The organism is Streptomyces pseudogriseolus, assembly GCA_002154585.1.
GTDB classification, from domain to species: Bacteria; Actinomycetota; Actinomycetes; order Streptomycetales; family Streptomycetaceae; genus Streptomyces; species Streptomyces pseudogriseolus.
This window is the reverse complement of sequence record MUNG01000318.1, coordinates 1-21848: the sequence shown is the minus strand read 5'-3', so window position 1 is coordinate 21848 and position 21848 is coordinate 1. Positions and strand designations below refer to the sequence as shown.

Below are 21848 nucleotides of genomic sequence, written 5' to 3'. Positions count from 1 at the left end.
CCCCGTGGCATGCCACGGGGGTGGTGCTGCGCCGACACGGCACCACCCCCGCCGCCACGGGCTCCCGAAGAGCCGTGCACGCCGCTCGGGACGGCGTCGCTCAAGTTTCAAACAGTGACGTCTTCCGTCACCAGAGTTGCAAGGGGTTGCAACTTGCTGTTTCCGTGCCGGTACTGAGCGTCCGCGCCCGGGGCAGGCGGCAGTATGGGGTCCGACAGGTTTTCTTCCGGGAGGTCCGGTGGCGCTCTCGCCGATGGACGTGTCGCATCTGGCCGCCGTCGACACCGTGCGCGCGGCACGGGTGCTCGACGAGGTCCGTAACGCCGCGCTGTCGGGGCGGCCCGCGCCGGTCCCGCCCCGCCCGGTGATCGGGCAGTCCTGGGAGCGGGTGCTGCGCAGCGGCGTGGACCCCGACCACGGCTCGCGCAGCGGGCTGCTGTCGATGGACGAGGTGCGGCGGCGCCGGGAGGCGTCGCCGCTGCGGCACGTGCTGCCGGTGCTGCGCGAGGGGCTGTTGTCGGTGGCGGACATCGCCCGCCACATCATGGTGGTGGCCGACGACGAGGGCCGGGTGCTGTGGCGGGAGGGCAGCGCGCCGGTGCTGCGCAAGGCGGACGGGCTGGGTTTCGAGATCGGCGCGGACTGGCGTGAGGACGTCGTCGGCACCAACGGGGTGGGCACGCCCGCGGTGACGGGACGGCCCGTGCAGGTCTTCGCCTCCGAGCACTTCGTACGGTCGCACGCCACCTGGACCTGTGCCGGCGCGCCCATCACCGACCCGCGGGACGGGCGGCTGATCGGCGTGGTCGACGTGAGCGGGCCGCTGGAGAGCATGCATCCGGCGACGCTGGCGTGGGTGGACTCGGTGGCGAAGCTGGCGGAGGCGCGGCTGCGGGAGATGCACGTGCGGTCGCTGGAGCGGCTGCGCGCGGTGGCGGCGCCGGTGCTGTCGCGGACCGAGGGGCGGGCGCTGGTGGTGGACCGGCACGGCTGGACGGCTGCGGTGACGGGGATGCCGTACACGGATCGGCTGGCGCTGCCCAAGTCGGTGTCCGCGGGCCGGCGGTGGCTGCCGGCGCTGGGGCGGTGCACGCTCGAACCGCTCGCCGGGGGCTGGCTGGTGCGGGCGGCGGACGAGCCCTCGGCGGGTCCGGCCGCGCGGATCGTGCTCGATCTGGGCGGGCCGCGCCGCCGGTCGGTGCGGGTGTCCGACGGGGCCGGTTCGTGGACGCGTGAACTGAGTCCGCGGCACGCCGAGTTGCTGTATCTGCTGGCGGTGCACCGGTCGGGCCGCAGCGCCGCCGACCTGGCCCGTGACGTGTTCGGCGACCCGGCCCGCACGGTGACGGTCCGCGCGGAGATGTCCCGCGTACGGCGCTATCTGGGGGCGCTGCTGGAGCACCGCCCGTACCGCTTCACCGAGTCCGCCGAGGTGGAGGTGGTCCTGCCGGACGCCCCGGGGGACCTCTTCCCGCGGACGGCGGCGTCCCCCGGCCTGGTGCACGGCTCGCGCTGAGGATCTGGCCGGAAACCGCCCCGCCGACGGGGTACATCTGTACGTGGGTACGTGCCCGTGGGCGGTCCGCGCGGGAAATCGCGGGGTCTTCGTCCCGTCCGGCCGTTCACTGTCGTAGCATCCGGGGACGGGCCGTCCCTTCTGCTCCACGGTCAACCCGCGGATCACCGGACGCAGTTGGCTCGCTCGGGAGGACGTCATGAAGCATCGCGGCCGACACCGCCGGCGCCGCAGAGGCAGAGCGCTGCGCGCCACCCTGGCCGGTACGGCCCTGGCGCTCACCGCGACCGCCACCATGATCAGCACCTCGCAGGCCACCGACGCCGACGACCCCGGCGCGCTGAAGCCGCTCACCGCGGCCGCCGACACCGTGCCGCTCAGACTGACCGAACACGCCGTCCCCGGCGCCGAACTGAACCGGCTGACCGCGTCGATGGGCCCCGCCGTGGGCGTGGGCGCCGTGCTCGCCGACCCGGACGGGACCCTTCAGGACGCCGGCGCGTGCACGGAGGACGACCGGCGGGCGCTGCCCGTCGAGCCGGCCGTGACCGCGGCGTACTGCTGGCCGGAGCGGGACACCGAGGGCTGGCGGGCCGGCGCGGTCACCACCTCCGGGGACGCCGACGAGGACGGCCGCTGGGGCGCGCACCGGGTCGTCCTGTCCGGCTGGACCCGCGCCACCGGCACGCCCGCCGAGCAGGGGCTCGCGCGGGTCGCCTTCGTGGCCGCCGACGACGGCCGCGCGCCCCGCTACACCTGGGCGGTGCTCGCCGTGCCGGTGGACGGGGGGCGGGACCTGCGCGGGCTGGGCTCCGACGTGTCCGGCATGGTCTGGTACCAGGACAAGCTGCTCGTCACCGCCGGCCGGGGCGAGGGCGAGGCGCTGTACGTGTTCGACCTGAACCGGGTGCAGCGGGCCACGGTGGACGCGGTGACCGTGGGGCGGGTGCCCGGCGGCTGGTCGGCGGCCGGCGCCCGGTACGTGCTGCCGGCGGTGGCCTCCTACGCGACGGCGGGCGCGGGCGCGCCGCGGCCCGGCGGGCTAGCCCTGGACCGGGGCACCGCGCCGGACAGCCTGGTGGTGCACGAGGAGACGGCCCCCGACGAGGACGGCCCGACCCGGCTGTGGCGGTACGCGTTCGGCCCGCGCCCGGACCGGGGCGCGCTGCTGCGTCCGGAGCCGGTCGCGGCGTACGAGACGGAGCTGACGCGGGTGCGCGGGGTGCTGGCGCACGGGCCGGACTGGTACGTGAGCCGCGCCGCGGGGACCGCGGACGAGCGCGGCACGCTGTGGCGGCAGAACACCGAGGGCGCGGACCCGGTGCGGTGCGGGGCGGACGAGACGTACCGCTGCTGGAGCGGGCCGGCGACGTCCCTGTCGTACTGGCAGGCGACCGGGGACGTGTGGTCGCAGTCGGGGCGGATGCTGTTCGCGCTGCCGCTGGCGGCGGTCGACGAGGCGCTGGAGCGGTAGGGGCTGTCCGTTCTCCGGGCAGGCGTTCGACACGGGTGCGGGCCGGATGGTTGTCTTTCGGACATGACGACCCTCTCCGTGACCACCTGGTCCCTGGAGCAGACCGCGCCCACCGATCTCCGTCCGGCCGCCGTGCCCGAGGGGGACGTGCGGGTGGTCCGCTCCGAGGTGCCCTCCCCCGAGTTCAGCCGGTTCCTGTACGCGTCGGTGGGGGGCGACATCCGCTGGACCGACCGGCTGGGCTGGTCGTACGCGCGGTGGCGGGAGCATCTGGAGCGGCCGGGCGTGGAGACGTGGGTCGCCCACGACCGGGGCACGCCGGCCGGGTACGTGGAGCTGGAGGCGCAGGCCGAGGGGCTCGTGGAGATCCTTTACTTCGGGCTGCTGCCCGCCTTCCGGGGCCGGCGCATCGGCGGCCATCTGCTGTCGTACGGGGTGGCGCGCGCCTGGGACCTGGCGGACCGGTGGCCGGGGGTGAAGCCGACCGCGCGGGTGTGGCTGCACACGTGCAGCAAGGACGGCGAGCACGCCCTGGACAACTATCTGCGGCGGGGTTTCCGGCTGTTCGACACCACGGTGGAGGACGAGCCGGACGTGGCCACGCCGGGCCCGTGGCCGGGTGCGTACTCCGCCTGAGCGGCTCCGGCAAGACCGCTCGCGCCGCGTGTGACCAAGGACACCCTTGTCTTGCCCGGCGAGACAAGGGCGTCCACATGACGGACGATGGTGGACTGCCTCCGGATGGCCGTGCCAGGCTTCCGTCATGCCTGGAACTGGAATCGCCTTGGTGAGTCGGCGGCACGTCGACCTCGGCCGCATGTCCAGCGCCATCTGTCCGGCGCGCTGAGAGCACCCAGCAGCGCCCGACACCCCTCTCCTTCCCTCTCCTGCGCAAGGACGCGCACGGTTCTGCCCGCGTGCGCGCAGACGCAGGTCAGAGCCGCTCCCCCGGCATGGCGCCCCGCGCCGAGAGACCATCCACCGCTGTCCCGAAGGACGTATCAACCATGGCCGCCACCCCGCAGAAGCCTGCCGCCGCGCAGCAGCCTGCCACCGCGACCCCCCGCCGCAAGGCGAGCCGTCACCGCGGGGAAGGGCAGTGGGCAGCGGGGCACTTCACCCCGCTCAACGGCAACGAGCAGGTCAAGAAGGACGACGACGGTCTCAACGTGCGGACACGCATTGAGACGATCTACTCCAAGCGGGGCTTCGACTCGATCGACCCCAGCGACCTGCGCGGCCGCATGCGGTGGTGGGGCCTCTACACCCAGCGCAAGCCCGGGATCGACGGAGGCAAGACCGCGATCCTGGAGCCGGAGGAGCTGGACGACTCGTACTTCATGCTGCGGGTGCGCATCGACGGCGGCGCGCTGACGACGCGGCAGCTGCGGGTGATCGGCGAGATCTCGCAGGAGTTCGCGCGCGGCACCGCCGACATCACGGACCGGCAGAACGTCCAGTACCACTGGATCCGCATCGAGGACGTGCCCGAGATCTGGAACCGTCTGGAGGCCGTCGGGCTGTCCACGGTCACCGCCTGCGGCGACACGCCCCGAGTGATGATCGGCTCCCCCGTCGCGGGCATCGCCGAGGACGAGATCATCGACGGCACCCCGGCGCTGGAGGAGATGAAGCGCCGCGTCCTGGGCAACAAGGCGTACTCGAACCTGCCGCGCAAGTTCAAGACGGCCATCTCCGGCTCGCCGGTGCTCGACGTGGTGCACGAGATCAACGACGTGGCGTTCGTCGGCGTCGAGCACCCCGAGCACGGACCCGGCTTCGACCTGTGGGTGGGCGGCGGCCTGTCCACCAACCCCAAGCTGGGCGTGCGGCTGAACGCCTGGGTGCCGATCGAGGACGTGCCCGACGTCTACGAGGGCGTCATCTCCATCTTCCGCGACTACGGCTACCGCCGGCTGCGCAACCGCGCCCGGCTGAAGTTCCTGGTCGCCGACTGGGGCGCGGAGAAGTTCCGGCAGGTGCTGGAGGACGAGTACCTGAAGCGGAAGCTGACCGACGGTCCCGCGCCGGCCGAGCCGGTGTCCCGCTGGCGCGACCACATCGGGGTGCACCGTCAGAAGGACGGCCGCTACTACGTCGGCTTCGCGCCGCGCGTCGGCCGGGTCGACGGCACCACCCTCACCAAGATCGCGGACGTCGCGGAGGCGCACGGCTCGGGCCGGGTGCGCACCACCGTCGAACAGAAGATGATCATCCTGGACGTCGAGGAGTCCCAGGTCGACTCCCTGGTGGAGTCCCTGGAGGCGCTGGACCTCAGCGCCCGCCCCTCGCCGTTCCGGCGCGGCACCATGGCCTGCACCGGCATCGAGTTCTGCAAGCTCGCCATCGTCGAGACCAAGGCGCGCGGCGCCTCCCTGATCGACGAACTCGAGCGCCGCATGCCGGAGTTCGACGAGCCGATCACCATCAACCTCAACGGCTGCCCGAACGCCTGCGCCCGTATCCAGGTGGCGGACATCGGTCTCAAGGGCCAGCTCGTGCTGAACGACCGCGGCGAGCAGGTCGAGGGCTACCAGGTGCACCTCGGCGGCGCGCTCGGCCTGGAGGCCGGCTTCGGCCGCAAGGTGCGCGGTCTTAAGGTCACCGCGGACGAGCTGCCCGACTACATCGAGCGGGTCCTGGGCCGCTTCCAGGCCGAGCGCGAGGACGGCGAGCGGTTCGCCTCCTGGGTCGGCCGCGCGTCCGAGGAGGCCCTGTCGTGAGCGAGCGGGCGGCGCCGTTCTACTGCCCCTACTGCGGGGACGAGGACCTGCGCCCGGCCGAACAGGGCCACGGCGCCTGGGAATGCGGCGCGTGCAACCGAGCCTTTCAGCTGAAGTTCCTCGGGCTGCTGGCCCGCGGACTTGAGCGATCCGACACGGGAGGGGACCGCACATGACGACGGTTCAGGAAGAGCGCGGCACCGAGGAGTTGAAGGCGCTGGCCGAGCAGGCGGGCCGCGACCTGGAGGACGCCTCCGCCCTGGAGATCCTCACGTGGGCCGCCGAGACCTTCGGCAAGCGGTTCTGCGTGACCTCCTCGATGGAGGACGCGGTGGTCGCCCACCTCGCCTCCCGGGCGATGCCCGGGGTGGACGTGGTGTTCCTCGACACCGGCTACCACTTCCCCGAGACCATCGGCACCCGGGACGCCGTGGACGCCGTGATGGACGTCAACGTCATCACCCTCACCCCCCGGCAGACGGTCGCCGAGCAGGACGCCGAGTACGGCCCGAAGCTCCACGACCGCGACCCCGACCTGTGCTGCAAGCTCCGCAAGGTCCAGCCGCTGGAGGAGGGCCTGAAGGACTACCAGGCCTGGGCGACCGGCCTGCGCCGCGACGAGTCCCCGACCCGGGCGAACACCCCGGTCGTCGGCTGGGACGAGAAGCGGCGGAAGGTGAAGATCTCGCCCATCGCCCGGTGGACCCAGGACGACGTGGACGCCTACGTCGCCGAACACGGCGTCCTCACCAACCCGCTGCTCATGGACGGCTACGCCTCCGTGGGGTGCGCCCCCTGCACCCGCCGCGTGCTGGAGGGCGAGGACGCCCGCGCCGGCCGCTGGGCGGGCCGCGCCAAGACCGAGTGCGGACTGCACGGCTGACCCCATGACCGCGCCTTCGACGAACCAGGAGAACCACGTGACGACCGGAGCCACCGTCTGGCTCACGGGTCTGCCGAGTGCGGGCAAGACCACCATCGCGCACGAACTCGCCGCCCGGCTGCGGGAACAGGGCCGGCCGGCCGAGGTGCTCGACGGCGACGAGATCCGCGAGTTCCTCTCGGCGGGCCTCGGCTTCAGCCGCGAGGACCGGCACACCAACGTGCAGCGCATCGGCTTCGTCGCCGAACTGCTCGCCCGTAACGGCGTGCTGGCGCTCGTCCCGGTGATCGCCCCCTACGCCGACAGCCGCGAGGCCGTCCGCGCCCGCCACGAGGCGAACGGCACGCCGTACGTCGAGGTGCACGTGGCCACCCCGGTCGAGGTGTGCTCCGTCCGCGACGTGAAGGGCCTGTACGCCAAGCAGGCCGCGGGTGAGCTGTCCGGGCTGACCGGCGTCGACGACCCGTACGAGGAGCCCGAGAAGCCCGATCTGCGCATCGAGTCGCAGCACCAGACCGTGCAGGAGTCCGCGGCGGCCGTCTACGCCGTGCTCAGCGAAAGGGGACTGGCATGACGACCGTCGCCACCGTCGAGGAGGGTACGGACAGCCCGTACGCCCTCTCCCACCTGGACGCCCTCGAGTCGGAGGCCGTGCACATCCTCCGTGAGGTGGCGGGCGAGTTCGAGAAGCCGGTGATCCTGTTCTCCGGCGGCAAGGACTCCATCGTCATGCTGCACCTGGCGCTGAAGGCGTTCGCGCCCGCGCCGGTGCCGTTCGCGCTGCTGCACGTGGACACCGGGCACAACTTCCCCGAGGTCCTCGACTACCGCGACCGCACGGTCGCGAAGCACGGGCTGCGGCTGCACGTGGCCTCCGTGCAGGACTACATCGACCGCGGCGTCCTCAAGGAGCGCCCGGACGGCACCCGCAACCCGCTCCAGACGGTGCCGCTCACGGACACCATCCGCGAGCAGGGCTTCGACGCGGTGTTCGGCGGCGGCCGGCGCGACGAGGAGAAGGCCCGCGCCAAGGAGCGGGTGTTCAGCCTCCGCGACGAGTTCTCCCAGTGGGACCCGCGCCGCCAGCGCCCCGAGCTGTGGAACCTGTACAACGGCCGGCACGCCCCCGGCGAGCACGTGCGCGTGTTCCCCCTGTCCAACTGGACCGAGCTGGACGTGTGGCAGTACATCGCCCGCGAGAACATCGAACTGCCGCAGATCTACTACGCGCACGAGCGCGAGGTGTTCAAGCGCGCCGGGATGTGGCTGACGGCCGGCGAGTGGGGCGGCCCGAAGGACGGCGAGACGGTCGAGAAGCGCCTGGTGCGCTACCGCACCGTCGGCGACATGTCCTGCACCGGCGCCGTCGACTCCGACGCCGACACCATCGAGAAGGTGATCACGGAGATCGCCGCCTCCCGGCTCACCGAGCGCGGCGCCACCCGCGCCGACGACAAGCTGTCCGAGGCCGCGATGGAAGACCGCAAGCGCGAGGGGTACTTCTAAGCATGAGCACGATCACGACCGAGGAGCTCTCGGCCACCACCCTGCTGCGGTTCGCCACCGCCGGCTCCGTCGACGACGGCAAGTCCACCCTCGTGGGCCGGCTGCTGCACGACTCCAAGTCGGTGCTCGCCGACCAGCTGGAGGCCGTCGAGCGCGTCTCCGCCGGCCGCGGCCAGGACACCCCCGACCTGGCCCTCCTCACCGACGGCCTGCGGGCCGAGCGGGAGCAGGGCATCACGATCGACGTGGCGTACCGTTACTTCGCCACGCCCCGCCGGCGGTTCATCCTCGCCGACACCCCCGGCCATGTGCAGTACACGCGGAACATGGTCACCGGCGCGTCCACGGCCGAGCTGACGGTGATCCTGGTCGACGCCCGCAACGGCGTGGTCGAGCAGACCCGCCGGCACGCGGCGATCGCCGCGCTGCTGCGGGTGCCGCACGTGGTGCTCGCCGTGAACAAGATGGACCTGGTCGACTACCGCGAGCCCGTGTTCGCCGCGATCGCCGAGGAGTTCACCGCCTACGCCACCGAGCTGGGCGTGCCCGAGGTCACCGCGATCCCGATCTCGGCGCTGGTCGGCGACAACGTGGTGGAGCCGTCCGCGCACATGGACTGGTACGGCGGCCCCACCGTGCTCGAGCACCTGGAGACCGTGCCGGTCAGCCACGACCTGACCCGCTGCCACGCCCGGCTGCCCGTGCAGTACGTGATCCGGCCGCAGAGCCCCGAGCACCCCGACTACCGCGGCTACGCCGGGCAGATCGCCGCCGGCGCCTTCCGCGTCGGCGACGAGATCACCGTGCTGCCGTCGGGCCGGTCGACCACGGTCACCGGCATCGACCTGCTGGGCGAGCCGGTCGACGTCGCGTGGACGCCGCAGTCGGTGACGCTGCTGCTCGCCGACGACATCGACATCTCCCGCGGCGACCTGATCGTCCCGGCCGAGGACGCCCCCGCCACCACGCAGGACCTGGAGGCGACCGTCTGCCACGTCGCCGACGAGCCGCTGACGGTAGGGCACCGTGTGCTGATCAAACACGGCACCCGCACGGTCAAGGCGATCGTCAAGGACATCCCGTCCCGGCTCACACTGGACGACCTGTCCCTGCACCCGCACCCGGGCCGGCTCACCGCCAACGACATCGGCCGGGTCGTCATCCGCACCGCCGAACCGCTGCCCGCCGACACCTACGCCGACTCCCGCCGCACCGGGTCGTTCATCCTGATCGACCCCAGCGACGGGACGACGCTGACCGCGGGCATGGTCGGCGAGTCCTTCGCCTCGCCCGACCCGGTCGACGACGAGACGGACGACGACGGATGGGACTTCTGACCGCCCGCCGCACACCCGCCCAGCCCTGAACCCGCCGACGGCCCGGCCACGCACCCACCGCGCGTGACCGCCGGGCCGCCACCGAGAGGACCGTTCCCCTTGCCTGCCACGACCGCCCTGTGCCGCGCCCTCGCGGTGACGGCCGTGCTGCCGTTGCTGGCCCTGGCCGCCTGCGGGTACGGGTCCCAGGCCAAGGACGCCGGCACCGCGCGGGCCGTCTCGGGCCCGAGGACCGACGGTCTGGACGCCGTCCGGATCGGCTACTTCGGCAACCTCACCCACGGCACCGCCCTGGTCGGCGTCCAGAAGGGGTTCTTCCAGAAGGAACTCGGGGGCACCGAGGCGAAGTACGCGGTGTTCAACGCGGGCCCGTCGGCGATCGAGGCGCTCAACTCCGACTCCCTGGACGTCGCCTTCATCGGCCCCTCCCCCGCGGTCAACGGCTGGACCAAGGCGGACGGCAAGAACCTGCGGATCGTCGGCGGTTCGGCGTCCGGCGGGGTCAAGCTCGTCGTGAACCCCGACAAGGTCACGTCCGTCCGGGACGTCGAGGGGAAGCGGATCGCGACCCCGCAGCTCGGCAACACCCAGGACGTGGCGTTCCTCGACTGGGCCGCCCGGCAGGGCTGGAAGGTCGACCCGCAGAGCGGCAAGGGCGACGTGACCGTCGTCCGCAGCGACAACAAGGTCACGCCGGACGCCTTCCGGTCCGGGTCGGTCGACGGGGCCTGGGTGCCGGAGCCGACCGCGTCCCGGCTGGTCGCGCAGGGCGGCAAGGTGCTGCTGGACGAGGCGTCGCTGTGGCCGGACGGCAAGTTCGTGATCACGAACATCGTCGTCCGCCAGGAGTTCCTCGACGAGCACCCGAAGGCCGTCGAGGCCGTGCTGCGGGCGTCCGTCGCGTCCAACCGGTGGATCAACGCCCACCCGGAGGAGGCCAAGGAGGCCGCCAACGCGCGGCTCGCGGCCGACACGGGCAAGCCGCTGCCGGCGGACGTCCTCGACCCGGCCTGGACGTCGATCACCTTCCTGGACGACCCGCTGGCCGCCACCCTCAGGACCCAGGCCGGCCACGCCGTCCGGGCGGGCCTGCTGGAGAAGCCGGACCTGAAGGGCATCTACGACCTCTCCCTGCTCCGCAAGGTCCTCCGGGCGGCCGGCCGGCCCGCCGTCGACGACGCCGGACTCGGCGTCTCCTGAACCGGATCCCGCACGCTTCCCAGGAGGTGACGACCATGGCCACGACCCTCGCCAAGGCCGCCGACGGCACGCAGTCGGCCACGCACGCGGCCCGCATCGAGCACGTCTCGAAGTCCTTCGCGGGCCCCGCCGGACAGCAGCTCGTGCTGGACGACATCAGCCTCGACGTCGCCCCCGGCGAGTTCGTCACCCTCCTCGGCGCCTCCGGCTGCGGCAAGTCCACGCTGCTCAACCTCGTCGCCGGACTCGACCGGCCCACCGCCGGCGCCATCACCACCGACGGCCGGCCCGCGCTGATGTTCCAGGAACACGCCCTGTTCCCCTGGCTCACCGCCGGCAAGAACATCGAACTCGCCCTGAAGCTGCGCGGCACCCCCAAGAACGAGCGCCGCGAGCGCGCCGAGCGGCTTCTGGAACTGGTCCGCCTCCAGGGCGCCCACGGCAAGCGGGTGCACGAGCTGTCCGGCGGCATGCGCCAGCGCGTCGCCCTGGCTCGCGCCCTCGCCCAGGAGAGCCGGCTGCTGCTGATGGACGAGCCGTTCGCCGCGCTCGACGCCATCACCCGCGACGTCCTGCACGACGAACTCACCCGGATCTGGCGCGAGACCGGCCTGTCGGTGCTGTTCGTCACCCACAACGTCCGCGAGGCCGTCCGCCTCGCCCAGCGCGTCGTCCTGCTGTCCTCCCGTCCCGGCCGCGTGGCCCGGGAGTGGACCGTGGACATCCCGCACCCGCGCCGCATCGAGGACACCGCCGTGGCCGAGCTGTCCGCCGAGATCACCGAGCAACTCCGTGGGGAGATCCGCCGACATGGCCAGCACTGACACCACTCCCAAGGACGCCGGCGACCTGGCCGGACTGAACGCGGGCCTCGACGCGCTGGAGTCGGTGCAGGCCGCCCGCAGGCCGCTGCGGCAGACCCTCACCCAGAAGGTCCTCCCGCCGGTCGTGGCCGTCGCGCTCGTGCTGGCCGTGTGGCAGTCGCTGATCACCTTCGACGTCGTCGACGACCCCACCAAGCTGCCCGCGCCCGCCGACGTCTGGCACGTGCTGGAGAAGGCCTGGCTCCAGGGCGAACTCCTCGGCTACATCTGGACCTCCGTCTCCCGCGGCCTGCTCGGCTTCGGCCTCGCCCTGCTCATCGCCACCCCGCTCGGGCTCCTCCTCGCCCGACTGAAACTCGTCCGCGCCGCGATCGGCCCCATCCTGTCCGGCCTCCAGTCCCTGCCCTCGGTCGCCTGGGTGCCGCCCGCCGTCATCTGGCTCGGCCTGAACAACCGGATGATGTACGCGGTCATCCTGCTCGGCGCGGTGCCCTCCATCGCCAACGGCCTGCTCTCCGGCGTCGACCAGGTCCCGCCGCTGTTCCAGCGCGCCGGCCGCACCCTGGGCGCCACCGGGCTGAGGGGCACCTGGCACATCACCCTGCCCGCCGCCCTCCCCGGCTACGTCGCGGGCCTCAAGCAGGGCTGGGCGTTCTCCTGGCGCTCCCTCATGGCCGCCGAGATCATCGCCTCCTTCCCCGACCTCGGCGTCGGCCTCGGCCAGCTCCTGGAGAACGGCCGCAACGCCGGCGACATGGCCATGGTCTTCGAGGCGATCCTGCTCATCCTCGCCGTCGGCATCGCCGTCGACCTGCTGATCTTCAGCCCCCTCGAACGCCGGGTGCTGCGCACCCGCGGACTGCTGGTGAAGAGCTGAGGTGCGTGTGATGCGTCGTCCCGTCCTGCTCGTCGTCGCCCACGGCAGCCGCGACCCGCGGCACGCCGCGACCGTGCACGACCTGGTGCGCCGGGTGCGCGCGCTGCGCCCCGGCCTGCGGGTGGAGACCGGGTTCCTGGACTTCAACGTGCCGTCCGTCGGCGCGGTGCTGACGTCCCTGGACGCGGAGGGGGTGCGCGACGTGGTCGCGCTGCCGCTGCTGCTGACCCGCGCCTTCCACGCCAAGGCGGACATCCCCGCGGTGCTCGCCGAGGCCCCGCCGCGGCTGCGGATCCGGCAGGCGGACGTGCTGGGCCCGTCCCCGCTGCTGCTGGCGGCCCTGGAACGCCGCCTGTACGAGGCGGGCCTGACGCCCGCCGACACCTCCTCGACCGGGGTCGTGCTGGCCTCGGCGGGGTCCTCCGACCCGGAGGCGATCGCAGTGATCGCAGACATCGCGCGGGAGTGGCGGCACACCGGTTGGTGCGCCGTGCGGCCTGCGTTCGCCTCCGCCGTCGTTCCCGGCGGTGTCCCCCGCACCGAGGACGCGGTGCGGGAGCTGCGGGAGCTCGGCTGCGCCCGCGTCGCCGTCGCCCCGTACGTGCTGGCGCCGGGCCGGCTGCCCGACCGGATCGTGCGGGGCGCGGCCGGGGCCGACGTCCTGGCGGACGTGCTGGGCCCGTCGCCGGAGGTCGCCCAGGTCCTCCTGGAGCGCTACGACCAGGCGCGGACGCCGCTGCTGACGGCGCTGGGAGCCTGAGCCCGGGCGGGGCCGCTCAGGCCTCGGTCATCTCCACCAGCTTGCGGACCGTGTTCCAGTTGCGGCTGGTGGCGACGACGCCCTTGTTCAGGCGGGGCTTCGAGACGTGTTCGGCGAGCTTGGAGCGGCCGAGGCCGTCGGGGACGTACAGGTAGAGGGCGCGGTCGCCGAGGCGGAACTCCTCGGGGAGGTACGCCGCGCGGTCGATCTCCGCGAACCGGTCCTCGGTGACGGGGGCGGAGAAGTAGACGACGTGGAGCTGCTTCGGCTCCAGGGTGCCCGCCGGGAAGGGGCAGTCGTCGAGGACGCTCCGCAGATAGGCGTGGTCGCGCACGATCACGTCCACGTCGAAGCCGAAGCGTCCGGCGAGCGCCCCGGACAGGTCGGCGGCCAGCGACTCCTCGTCGCCGTGGCCGGCGGTGAACGCGGTCTGGCCGCTCTGGAGGTAGGTGCGCACGTCTTGGAGGCCGAGGCTCTCCAGCAGGCCGCGCAGCTCGGCCATCGGGACCTTCTTGCCGCCGCCCACGTTGATGCCGCGCAGCAGCGCCGCGTATCTCGTCGCCATGGCCCCGACTGTAGTGCGGCCGCCGTGCCCCGTGGGGGCGGGCACGACGGCCGGGCCCGCGCGCGGCGAGCCTCGCAACTCTGACCGACGGACAGGGGCCGGAGCAACCTGAGCACACCGCTGTGACGTGTCCGACAGGGATCGACGTCCCTGATCCGTCGTCCCGGTGCCCCGGACATGTGTAAGGGGCCACGGTCCTCCCCTGTGGGGAGGCGGGCCGCGCCGTCGGGAGGAGCCGGGGCCCGGCGGGCTCACCGGGCAGCACGACGAGACGCACCCGGGCCGCCCGTAGCGTCGAGACGTCAGGTGGTGGCAGGGGGCCGCCGCCGCGGACGAGGGAGCGAACCCGTCATGGGGAACCGAGACGCGCGGGTACGGGGGCTCGCCGCCCGGGCCGGCGGCTGGAGCGCGCGGCACCGGTGGGCGGCCGTCGGCATCTGGGTGCTGTTCGTGGTGCTGGCGATGGGGCTCGGCTCGGCCGCGGGCCGGGTCGACGTCGAGGACGGCGAACAGCTCAAGGGGGAGACCAGCACCGCGGCCCGCATCGTCGAGGAGGCCGGGATCGAGGAGCCGGCCTCGGAGACCGTGCTCGTCCAGGCGAAGGACGACACCGTGACGTCCACCGACCCGGAGTTCCGGTCGGCGGTCGCCGCGGTGGTCACCGCGGTGCAGGGAACCGGCGAGGTCACGGACGTCACCTCCCCGTACGAGAGCGGCACGGTCTCGAAGGACGGGCGCAGCGCGCTGGTCCAGTTCGACGTGCGGGGCGACCCGGGGACGGCCGGTGAGCGGATCGAACCGGTGCTGGACGCGGTGGCGGACGTCCAGAAGGAGCACGGCTCGCTGCGGATCGAGGAGATCGGCGGCGCCAGCATGATGAGGACGTTCGCCGAGGCGTACGGCGACGACTTCAAGAAGGCCGAGTACTCGGCGGTGCCGGTCGCCCTCGGCATTCTGCTGATCGCGTTCGGCGCACTGGTGGCGGCGCTGCTGCCGGTGGCGCTGGCGATCACCGCGATCATGGCGACGATGGGCCTGATGGGGATCGTCAGCCATCTCCAGCCGATGAGCGACACCGCCAACTCGGTGATGCTGCTCGTGGGTCTGGCCGTCGGGGTGGACTACTGCCTGTTCTATCTGCGCCGCGAGCGCGAGGAGCGGGCGGCGGGCCGGGATGCGCAGACGGCGCTGCGAATCGCCGCCGCGACCAGCGGCCGGGCGATCGTCGTCTCCGGTGTCACGGTGTGCGTGGCGATGGCGGGCATGCTGTTCACCGGGATCGCCGAGTTCGAGGCCATGGGCCTGGCCTCGCTGATGGTGGTGGCCGTAGCCATGGTCGGCTCGGTGACCGTGCTGCCGGCGCTGCTGTCGCTGCTGGGCGAGCGGGTCGAGAAGGGCAGGGTGCCGTTCCTGCGCAGGCGGACGAGCGGCAGCGACGACAGCCGCTTCTGGGCGGCCGTGCTGAAGCGGGTCCTCGCCCGGCCGGTGCTGTCGGTGGCCGTGGCGACCGGTGCGCTGCTCGCGGTGGCCGCGCCCGCGCTCGGCATGAAGACGCAGAACCTCACGCTGGACCAGGAGTTCGGCGACTCGCTGCCGATCGTGCAGACGTACAACCGGGTCAACGAGGCGTTCCCTGGCGGTTCGGAGCCGGCCGAGGTGGTCGTCAAGGCGGACGACATCAACGCGCCGGAGGTGAGGGCGGCGCTGGCCGACTTCCGTGAGCAGGCGGTCAGTTCGGGCGCCTCGCGCGGCCCGGTCGAGATCGAGCTGCACGAGCGGCAGAACCTCGCTCTCGTCTACGTGCCGCTGGTGGGCGGCTCCGACCAGGACGTGGCGGGCGCCGGCCTGGAGAAGCTGCGCGACGAGGTGCGGCCCGCGACGCTGGGCCAGGTCGACGGGGTCGAGGCGCCGATCACCGGCCAGGTGGCGGGCAACAAGGACTTCAACGACCAGCTGGTCGGCTCGGTGGTCCCGGTGTTCGCGTTCGTGGTGGTGTTCGCCTTTCTGCTGATGCTGCTGTCGTTCCGGTCGCTGACGGTCGCGGTCACCTCGATCGTGCTGAACCTGCTGTCGGTGGGCGCCGCGTACGGCATCCTCGTGGCGGTCTTCCAGCACGGCTGGGGCGCGTCCCTGGTGGGCGCGGAGGGGGTGGGCGCCATCATCACCTGGCTGCCGCTGTTCCTCTTCGTGATCCTGTTCGGCCTGTCGATGGACTACCACGTGTTCGTCGTGTCGCGGATCCGCGAGGCGCGGGCACGGGGCCTCGAGACGCGGGACGCGATCCGGCACGGGGTGGTCACCACGGCCGGTGTGGTCACCAGCGCCGCGGTCATCATGGTCGCCGTGTTCGCGATCTTCGGGACGCTGTCGATGCAGTCGATGAAGCAGATGGGTGTCGGCCTGGCGGCCGCGGTGCTGATCGACGCGACGGTCATCCGGGGGGTGCTGCTGCCGGCGGTGATGGCGCTGCTGGGTGAGCGGAACTGGTACTTCCCGAAGTGGCTGCGGGGGTTGCCGGACCTGACGCATGACGAGTCGCCGGCGGCGGAGCCGAAGACGCGGGCGTCCTGGGAGGACGAGGGGGACCGCGTACCGGTGTGATCCCCGCCCAGCCGCGGGCGCTCGTTCCGCTCAGCCGCGGGCAGTCGTGCCGCTGGGGCGGCACGACTGCCCGCAGCTATGCGGCTACCGCCGCAGCTCTGCCTCGATCAGGTCCGCCGCCCGGCGTGTGCCGCCCTCCTCCGCCATCTCGGCCTGAACGGCCTTCAGACGGCGGGCAACCTCCGGGTCGTCGACCAGCGCGAGGGCCGCCGCCCTCAACACCTCGGCCTTCGCCTCGTCCGCCGGCACATGCCGCGCCACCCCCAACCCCTCGAGCATCTCCGCGTTGCCGAACTGGTCCACCGCCTGGGGCACGGCGATCATCGGGGTGGCCGTGGCCAGCCCCTCCTGGCTGCCGCCCGCACCCGCATGGGTGACGAACAGATCCGCCTGCCGCAGAATCGCGAGCTGCGGCACCCAGGACCGCACCTCCACGTTCTCCGGGACGTTCCCCAGCTCGGCCGGGTCGACGTGCTTGCCGATCTGGAGCACCAGATGCCAGCCGGGCAGCCCGGCGAACGCCTCGACGCACGCCCGGTAGAAGGCCGGCTGCTTGGTGAAGGACGAGCCGAGCGACACCAGGACGACCTTCTCGGCCCCGGCGGGCCGCTGCCAGTCCCCCTCGGCGCTCCGGTCCCCCTGGCAGGCGCCGACGAAGGAGTACACGCGCTCGTCGACCCGGTCGGCGTTCGGCTGGAGCGCCTTCGGGATGAGCACGATGGAGCGGTCGGGGCGGCCCGCGAAGTCGTCGGGGTGCAGGGTGATCCCGTTCTCCTCCAGCCACGCCCGGAACCGGGCGTGGTACGCCTGCCCCCGCTCGGTCTTCAGCGGCTCCTCCCACATCGGCTCGGCGACCTCCTTCTCGTATCCCTCCCAGGCGACGAGGTTCGGCGAGAGGGAGACGGCGGGCACGCCCCAGCGGTGGGCGAGCACGCGGGCCGGGTAGGCGGTGATGTCGTGGAGCACGAGGTCGGGGGTGTCGCCCTCGTACGCCTCGATCAGCTGCGGGAGCGCCTGGATCGCGTCCGCGAGGAACGGCTCGACGTTGTCGAGGAGCGTGCTGCCCCAGGCCTCCGGGTCGTCGTCGGGACCGGGCAGCGTGGAGTTCCACAGCTTGGGCTCGGCGCCGGTCTCGGCGACCTTCTCGGCGAAGAGCGGCGGGATCGCGTACGTGACCCGGTGCCCGCGCGCCACGAGCTCGCGGATCACCTCGAGGCTCGGGTTCACGTGCCCGTGGGCGGCGATGGAGAACATGGCGATGTGTGCGGGAGCGGTCATGCGACGAGACTAAGCGAGACGATACGTCTCGTGCAACTCAAATCCCGCACACACCGCTTACCGCTGGTACCGGGCCAGCACCAGGTTCCCGTCCTCCTCCAGCCGCTCGCGCAGCTCACCGAGGCCGATCGCGCCGCTGTAGTACTCCTGGAGCGCCGGGGTGGCGACCTTGTCCTTCCACTCCGGGTAGCCCCGCACGGACTGTGCGGGCGCCGGGCGCAGATGGGCGGCGAGCGCCGTGCCGGTGGCCCAGCCGTGCTCGGGGGTGCGCAGCGCCGGGTCGGCGAGGGCCTGGCGGCCGGTGGGCAGCATCCAGTCGCCGAGCGCGAGGCGCACCATGTTCCGCGGCCGGAGCAGGAAGTCCAGGAAGGCCACGGCCTCCTTCTTGTGCGGGCAGTCCTCGGCGACGGACAGCGTCTGCGGGCTGACGCCCTGGGCGAGTCCGCCGGCCCCGGCCGGTGCGGGCAGCACCTGCCACTCGAAGTCCTTCGGCGCCTGCTGCACGATCTGCTGGCGGTAGGAGAAGCCGAGCGGCACCATCGCGTACGTGCCGGCGAAGAGGCCGGGCAGGGTGTCGGAGCCGCCGCTGCCAAGGGTGGTGGGCGAGGCGCTGTGGTCGGTGCTCACCTGCTCGTGGACGGTGCGCGGGACGACTTCGTCGCCCTCCTCGAACCGCACGGTGACCTTCCCGTCGGCGTCGCGGTGGAAGAGCCGGCCGCCCGCGGAGAGGGACAGGTTGAGGGTGGCGGAGACCGGCTCCTTGAGGGGCCAGGCCACGCCGTAGCGGCCGTCGCCGGACAGCTCCTTCGTCACCTGGCGGAACTCGGCCCAGCTCCACGGGTGTTCGGGGGTGGGGACGCGCACTCCGGACTCCCTGAGGCGGGCGGCGTCGGCGATGAGGACGCGCGGTTCCTGGAGGAAGGGGACGCCGTAGACGCCGTCGCCGAAGGTGACGGACTGCCAGGCGAGCGGCGGGATGTCGGAGGTCAGCCGCTTCGGCAGCAGCTCCGTGAGGTCGGCGAGGTGGCCCCCGTAGGCGAAGTCGGCGAGGTCGTCGGAGGCGTCGTGGACGATGTCGGGCGCCTCGCCGCCCTCGAAGGAGGTGAGCAGCTGGTCGTGGACGCTGTCCCAACTGCCCTGGACGTACTCCACGCGGATGTCCGGGTGGAGGGCGTTCCACTCCTCGACCAGCGCCTTGGTGGCCTCCACCGACTCCTGCTGCCAGGCGAGGGACTGGAAGCGCAGGGTGACCCGGCCGTCGTCGCGGGTGCCGCCGGAGGAGCAGCCGGCGAGGAGCAGGGCGAGGGCGAGAGCCCCGACGAGCATCCTGAGGCGTGTCATCAGCCCTTCACCGCCCCGGCGAGGAGGGAGCCGGTGATCCGGCGCTGGATGAGCGCGAACACCACCAGCGACGGCAGTGTCGCGAGGAACGCGGCGGCGGCCAGCGGTCCCAGGTCGGCGACGCCCTCGGCGCCGATGAAGCGGGTGAGCAGCACCGGCAGCGTCTGGTGCTCCGGCGTCTTCAGCAGGACGAGGGCGAAGAAGAACTCGTTCCACGCGGTGACGAACGCGAACAGCGCGGTCGCCGCGATGCCCGGCGCGAGCAGCGGCACGGTCACCGACACCAGGGTGCGCAGCCGTCCGGCGCCGTCCACGGCCGCCGCCTCCTCCAGCTCGGCGGGGACGGCACGCACGTACCCGGTGAGCATCCACAGGGCGAAGGGCAGGGACCAGACGACGTAGACCAGCACCAGGCCGGGCAGCGAGTCGATGAGCCGCAGGTTCTTCAGCACCAGGAACAGCGGGATGATCAGCAGCACGAACGGGAACGCCTGGCTGACCAGCACCCAGCCGGTCGCCGCGCGTGCCAGCGCGCCGCGGTGGCGGGCCATGACGTACGCCATCGGGGTGGCCACGGCGACCGCGACGAGGGCCGCGGCGGACGCGGTGAGCAGGGAGTTGAGGGCGGCCCGCAGCAGCGGCTGCTCGTCGAACGCCTGTCGGAAGTTGGCGAGGGTGGGGTCCTGCGGGATCCAGGTGGGGTGCAGCCCGGCCAGTTCGGTCGGGGGCTTGAACGCGGTGGACGCCAGCCAGACGAACGGGAAGCCCAGGAAGACCAGGTACGCGAGCAGGGCCGCGTACTGGCCGGCGCGGGCGGCGGGACGGGTCCTCACCGGTCGTCACCTCCCCTCAGCCGGCCGGCGAGGAACACGGCGAGCAGCACCGCGATCACGGCGACCATGACACAGCCCATCGCGGCCGCGTAGCCGAACTGCCCGTACCGGAAGGCCTCTTCGTAGGCGAACAGCATCGGCAGGCGGGTGCGGCCGCCGGGGCCGCCGTTGGTGAGCACGTAGACCAGGGCGAAGGAGTTGAAGTTCCAGATCAGGTTGAGCGCCGTGATGGCGAGGGCGACGGGCCGCAGCGCGGGCCAGGTGACCGTGCGGAAGCGGCGCCAGGCGCCGGCGCCGTCCACGGCGGCGGCCTCGTGCAGTTCGCGCGGGGTGTTCTGGAGTCCGGCGAGCAGCGCCACCGTGGTCTGCGGCATGCCCGCCCACACGCCGACGACGATCACGGCGGGCAGGGCGGTGGCGAGCCCGCTGAGCCAGTCGCGGTCGCCGCCGAGGCCGAGGTCGCGCAGGGTCTCGTTGAGGATGCCGGCGTCCGGGTTGTAGGTGAGGCGCCACATGATGCCGACGACCACCTCGGGCATCGCCCAGGGCACGATAGCCAGGGCGCGGGCCGCCCAGCGCAGCCGCAGGTCCTGGTTGAGCAGCAGGGCGAGGCCGAGCGCCAGCAGGAACTGCGGCACCGTCACGCCGGCCGCCCAGACGAGCCCGATGCGGAACGACTCCCAGAACAGGGTGTCCTGGAGCAGGTCCTGGAAGTTCAGCGTGCCGATCCAGCGGGTCGGCTCGGTACGGCCGGACTGGGCGTCGGTGAAGGACAGCAGGATGCCGTAGAGCAGCGGGCCGACGCTGAGCACCAGGATCGGGATCAGCGCGGGCAGCACCAGGAACCACGGGCCGTGATCGACGGCGCGCCGCGCCGGCCGGCTCGGGTCGGGCGCGCGGGGCTCGGATCTCCTCGCCTCGGTCACCGACGTCACGGCATCAGCCCCTTTGCACGGTGGGGGGTGGGCCCGGTCATGGTCGTGAACGCGACACCGCACGTCAAGGGGCCGCGCACACCACCCGACCTGTGCGAATGCGAGACTGGCCGGCGAACGGCCGGGCCGGGGCGCCCGGCAGGGGCCGGCGGGGCCACGGCAGGACACGGAGGCGGGAGCGATGGACGAGGCGCGGGCGCGGGAGGTTCTTCAGACCGCGGGGGTGCTGCCGCGGGGCGCCGGGGAGGCGCGGCTGCTGGCGCTCGGGGAGAACGCGGTGTTCGCCGCCGGGGCCCTGGCGGTCAAGGTGGGCCGGGACGCGGAGCTGCTGGAGCGGGCCCGCCGCGAGCTGGCCGTCGCCGGCTGGCTGGCGGAGCAGGGTGTGCCCGCCGTGCGTCCCGCCGAGTCCGAGGCGCTGCTGGTCGAGGGGCATCCGGTGACCGTGTGGCACCGGCTGCCCGACCCGGTGCGGCCCGCCGGGCCGGCCGACCTGGCCGCGCTGCTGCGGCGCGTGCACGCGCTGCCCCCGCCGCCGTTCGCGCTGCCGCCCCGCGCGCTGCTGGACGGCGTGGAGCGCTGGCTGCGGCTCGCGGGCGACGCGATCGATCCGGCGGACGCGGCGTATCTGCGCGAGCGGCGCGACGGGTTCGCGGCGGCCGCGGCCGCGCTGAGGCCCCGGCTGCCGCGCGGGGCGATCCACGGCGACGCGCTGCCGCGCAACGTGCACGTCGGCCCGGACGGGCCCGTGCTGATCGACCTGGAGACCTTCTCCTCGGACCTGCGCGAGCACGACCTGGTGGTGATGGCCCTCTCCCACGACCGCTACGGGCTGCCGGACGAGGCGTACGACTCGTTCACCGGGACCTACGGCTGGGACGTGCGGGAGTGGGAGGGGTGCTCGGTTCTGCGCGGGGCGCGGGAGACCGCCAGCTGCGCCTGGGTCGCCCAGCACGCACCGGGCAACCCCAAGGCGCTGGCCGAGTTCCGCCGCCGTGTGGCGTCACTGCGGGACGGGGACGAGACCGTGCGCTGGTACCCGTTCTGAGCGGTGCCCCGTCGGACCCGCGGCTCCGGGGCTCCCGCGGCTCCCGGGGCGGCCTTCGACCCGGCCAGTCCCGGCGTCGCGCGGAATCCGGCCCCCGTTCCCCCGCCGCCTGCGGCCCTCCACCCGCGGCCGTGCGGCCGCCCGCACCGG

21 protein-coding genes are annotated in these 21848 nt (G+C 73.0%); 16 read left to right on the top strand and 5 right to left on the bottom strand.

Going from position 1 to position 21848, the window contains the following annotated elements; translation table 11 throughout:
- Positions 1-238 precede the first annotated feature (238 nt).
- The 14 genes from CCN29_RS25395 (at position 239) to CCN29_RS25335 (ending at position 13100) form a co-directional block, all read left to right on the top strand.
- On the top strand, positions 239-1516 hold the full coding sequence (locus CCN29_RS25395; RefSeq protein ID WP_086684688.1) for a GAF domain-containing protein: 1278 nt from the start codon (positions 239-241) through the stop codon (positions 1514-1516).
- A gap of 199 nt (positions 1517-1715) precedes the next feature.
- Complete coding sequence (locus CCN29_RS25390; RefSeq protein WP_086684685.1) at positions 1716-2990, top strand: hypothetical protein; 1275 nt, start codon at positions 1716-1718, stop codon at positions 2988-2990.
- Between the two features lie 63 nt (positions 2991-3053).
- Complete coding sequence (locus CCN29_RS25385; protein WP_086684682.1) at positions 3054-3626, top strand: GNAT family N-acetyltransferase; 573 nt, start codon at positions 3054-3056, stop codon at positions 3624-3626.
- 127 nt (positions 3627-3753) lie between these two features.
- The gene (locus CCN29_RS36235) at positions 3754-3837 is read left to right on the top strand and encodes a putative leader peptide (protein WP_310887545.1); all 84 of its coding nucleotides are present in this window, start codon (positions 3754-3756) and stop codon (positions 3835-3837) included.
- A gap of 160 nt (positions 3838-3997) precedes the next feature.
- Positions 3998-5713, top strand: a complete 1716-nt coding sequence (locus CCN29_RS25380) for a nitrite/sulfite reductase (RefSeq protein WP_086684679.1) — start codon at positions 3998-4000, stop codon at positions 5711-5713.
- Entirely contained in the window at positions 5710-5889 is a 180-nt protein-coding gene (locus CCN29_RS25375) for a hypothetical protein (RefSeq protein ID WP_006136538.1), read from the top strand. The genes CCN29_RS25380 and CCN29_RS25375 overlap by 4 nt, the downstream gene beginning before the upstream one ends.
- Positions 5886-6596, top strand: a complete 711-nt coding sequence (locus CCN29_RS25370; RefSeq protein ID WP_006136537.1) for a phosphoadenylyl-sulfate reductase — start codon at positions 5886-5888, stop codon at positions 6594-6596. The genes CCN29_RS25375 and CCN29_RS25370 overlap by 4 nt, the downstream gene beginning before the upstream one ends.
- Before the next feature lie 4 nt (positions 6597-6600).
- Positions 6601-7170, top strand: coding sequence for an adenylyl-sulfate kinase (gene cysC / locus CCN29_RS25365; protein ID WP_019523378.1), 570 nt, complete (start codon positions 6601-6603; stop codon positions 7168-7170).
- Complete coding sequence (gene cysD / locus CCN29_RS25360; protein ID WP_086684677.1) at positions 7167-8102, top strand: sulfate adenylyltransferase subunit CysD; 936 nt, start codon at positions 7167-7169, stop codon at positions 8100-8102. The genes cysC and cysD overlap by 4 nt, the downstream gene beginning before the upstream one ends.
- A 2-nt stretch (positions 8103-8104) precedes the next feature.
- Positions 8105-9439, top strand: coding sequence for a sulfate adenylyltransferase subunit 1 (locus CCN29_RS25355; RefSeq protein ID WP_006136534.1), 1335 nt, complete (start codon positions 8105-8107; stop codon positions 9437-9439).
- Between the two features lie 99 nt (positions 9440-9538).
- Positions 9539-10639 (top strand): ABC transporter substrate-binding protein, encoded by a 1101-nt coding sequence (locus CCN29_RS25350; RefSeq protein ID WP_086684674.1) that lies wholly within the window; start codon positions 9539-9541, stop codon positions 10637-10639.
- Between the two features lie 35 nt (positions 10640-10674).
- Complete coding sequence (locus CCN29_RS25345) at positions 10675-11463, top strand: ABC transporter ATP-binding protein (protein ID WP_086684671.1); 789 nt, start codon at positions 10675-10677, stop codon at positions 11461-11463.
- Positions 11450-12340, top strand: a complete 891-nt coding sequence (locus tag CCN29_RS25340; protein ID WP_031062353.1) for an ABC transporter permease — start codon at positions 11450-11452, stop codon at positions 12338-12340. Before CCN29_RS25345 ends, CCN29_RS25340 begins: the two co-directional genes overlap by 14 nt.
- Before the next feature lie 10 nt (positions 12341-12350).
- A complete protein-coding gene (locus CCN29_RS25335; protein WP_006136530.1) occupies positions 12351-13100 on the top strand; it encodes a sirohydrochlorin chelatase in 750 nt (249 codons plus the stop codon).
- Between the two features lie 16 nt (positions 13101-13116).
- Here CCN29_RS25335 and CCN29_RS25330 read toward each other — a convergent pair whose 3' ends face one another.
- Entirely contained in the window at positions 13117-13665 is a 549-nt protein-coding gene (locus CCN29_RS25330) for a DUF1697 domain-containing protein (RefSeq protein ID WP_086684668.1), read from the bottom strand.
- 351 nt (positions 13666-14016) lie between these two features.
- Here CCN29_RS25330 and CCN29_RS25325 point away from each other — a divergent pair, with 351 nt between their 5' ends.
- Positions 14017-16266 (top strand): MMPL family transporter, encoded by a 2250-nt coding sequence (locus CCN29_RS25325; protein WP_086684665.1) that lies wholly within the window; start codon positions 14017-14019, stop codon positions 16264-16266.
- 84 nt (positions 16267-16350) lie between these two features.
- Here the strand turns inward: CCN29_RS25325 and mgt are convergent, their stop codons facing one another.
- From mgt to CCN29_RS25305, 4 genes are read right to left on the bottom strand one after another with little or no spacing between them, the layout of a single operon-like run.
- On the bottom strand, positions 16351-17544 hold the full coding sequence (mgt, locus tag CCN29_RS25320) for a macrolide-inactivating glycosyltransferase (RefSeq protein WP_031020403.1): 1194 nt from the start codon (positions 17542-17544) through the stop codon (positions 16351-16353).
- A gap of 57 nt (positions 17545-17601) precedes the next feature.
- A complete protein-coding gene (locus tag CCN29_RS25315; protein WP_031020401.1) occupies positions 17602-18885 on the bottom strand; it encodes an ABC transporter substrate-binding protein in 1284 nt (427 codons plus the stop codon).
- Entirely contained in the window at positions 18885-19718 is an 834-nt protein-coding gene (locus tag CCN29_RS25310) for a carbohydrate ABC transporter permease (protein WP_006136525.1), read from the bottom strand. Before CCN29_RS25310 ends, CCN29_RS25315 begins: the two co-directional genes overlap by 1 nt.
- Entirely contained in the window at positions 19715-20653 is a 939-nt protein-coding gene (locus CCN29_RS25305; RefSeq protein WP_086684662.1) for a carbohydrate ABC transporter permease, read from the bottom strand. Before CCN29_RS25305 ends, CCN29_RS25310 begins: the two co-directional genes overlap by 4 nt.
- A gap of 181 nt (positions 20654-20834) precedes the next feature.
- On the opposite strand from CCN29_RS25305, the gene CCN29_RS25300 reads away from it, so the two are divergent.
- A complete protein-coding gene (locus CCN29_RS25300) occupies positions 20835-21698 on the top strand; it encodes a phosphotransferase enzyme family protein (protein WP_086684659.1) in 864 nt (287 codons plus the stop codon).
- Positions 21699-21848: the final 150 nt, after the last annotated feature.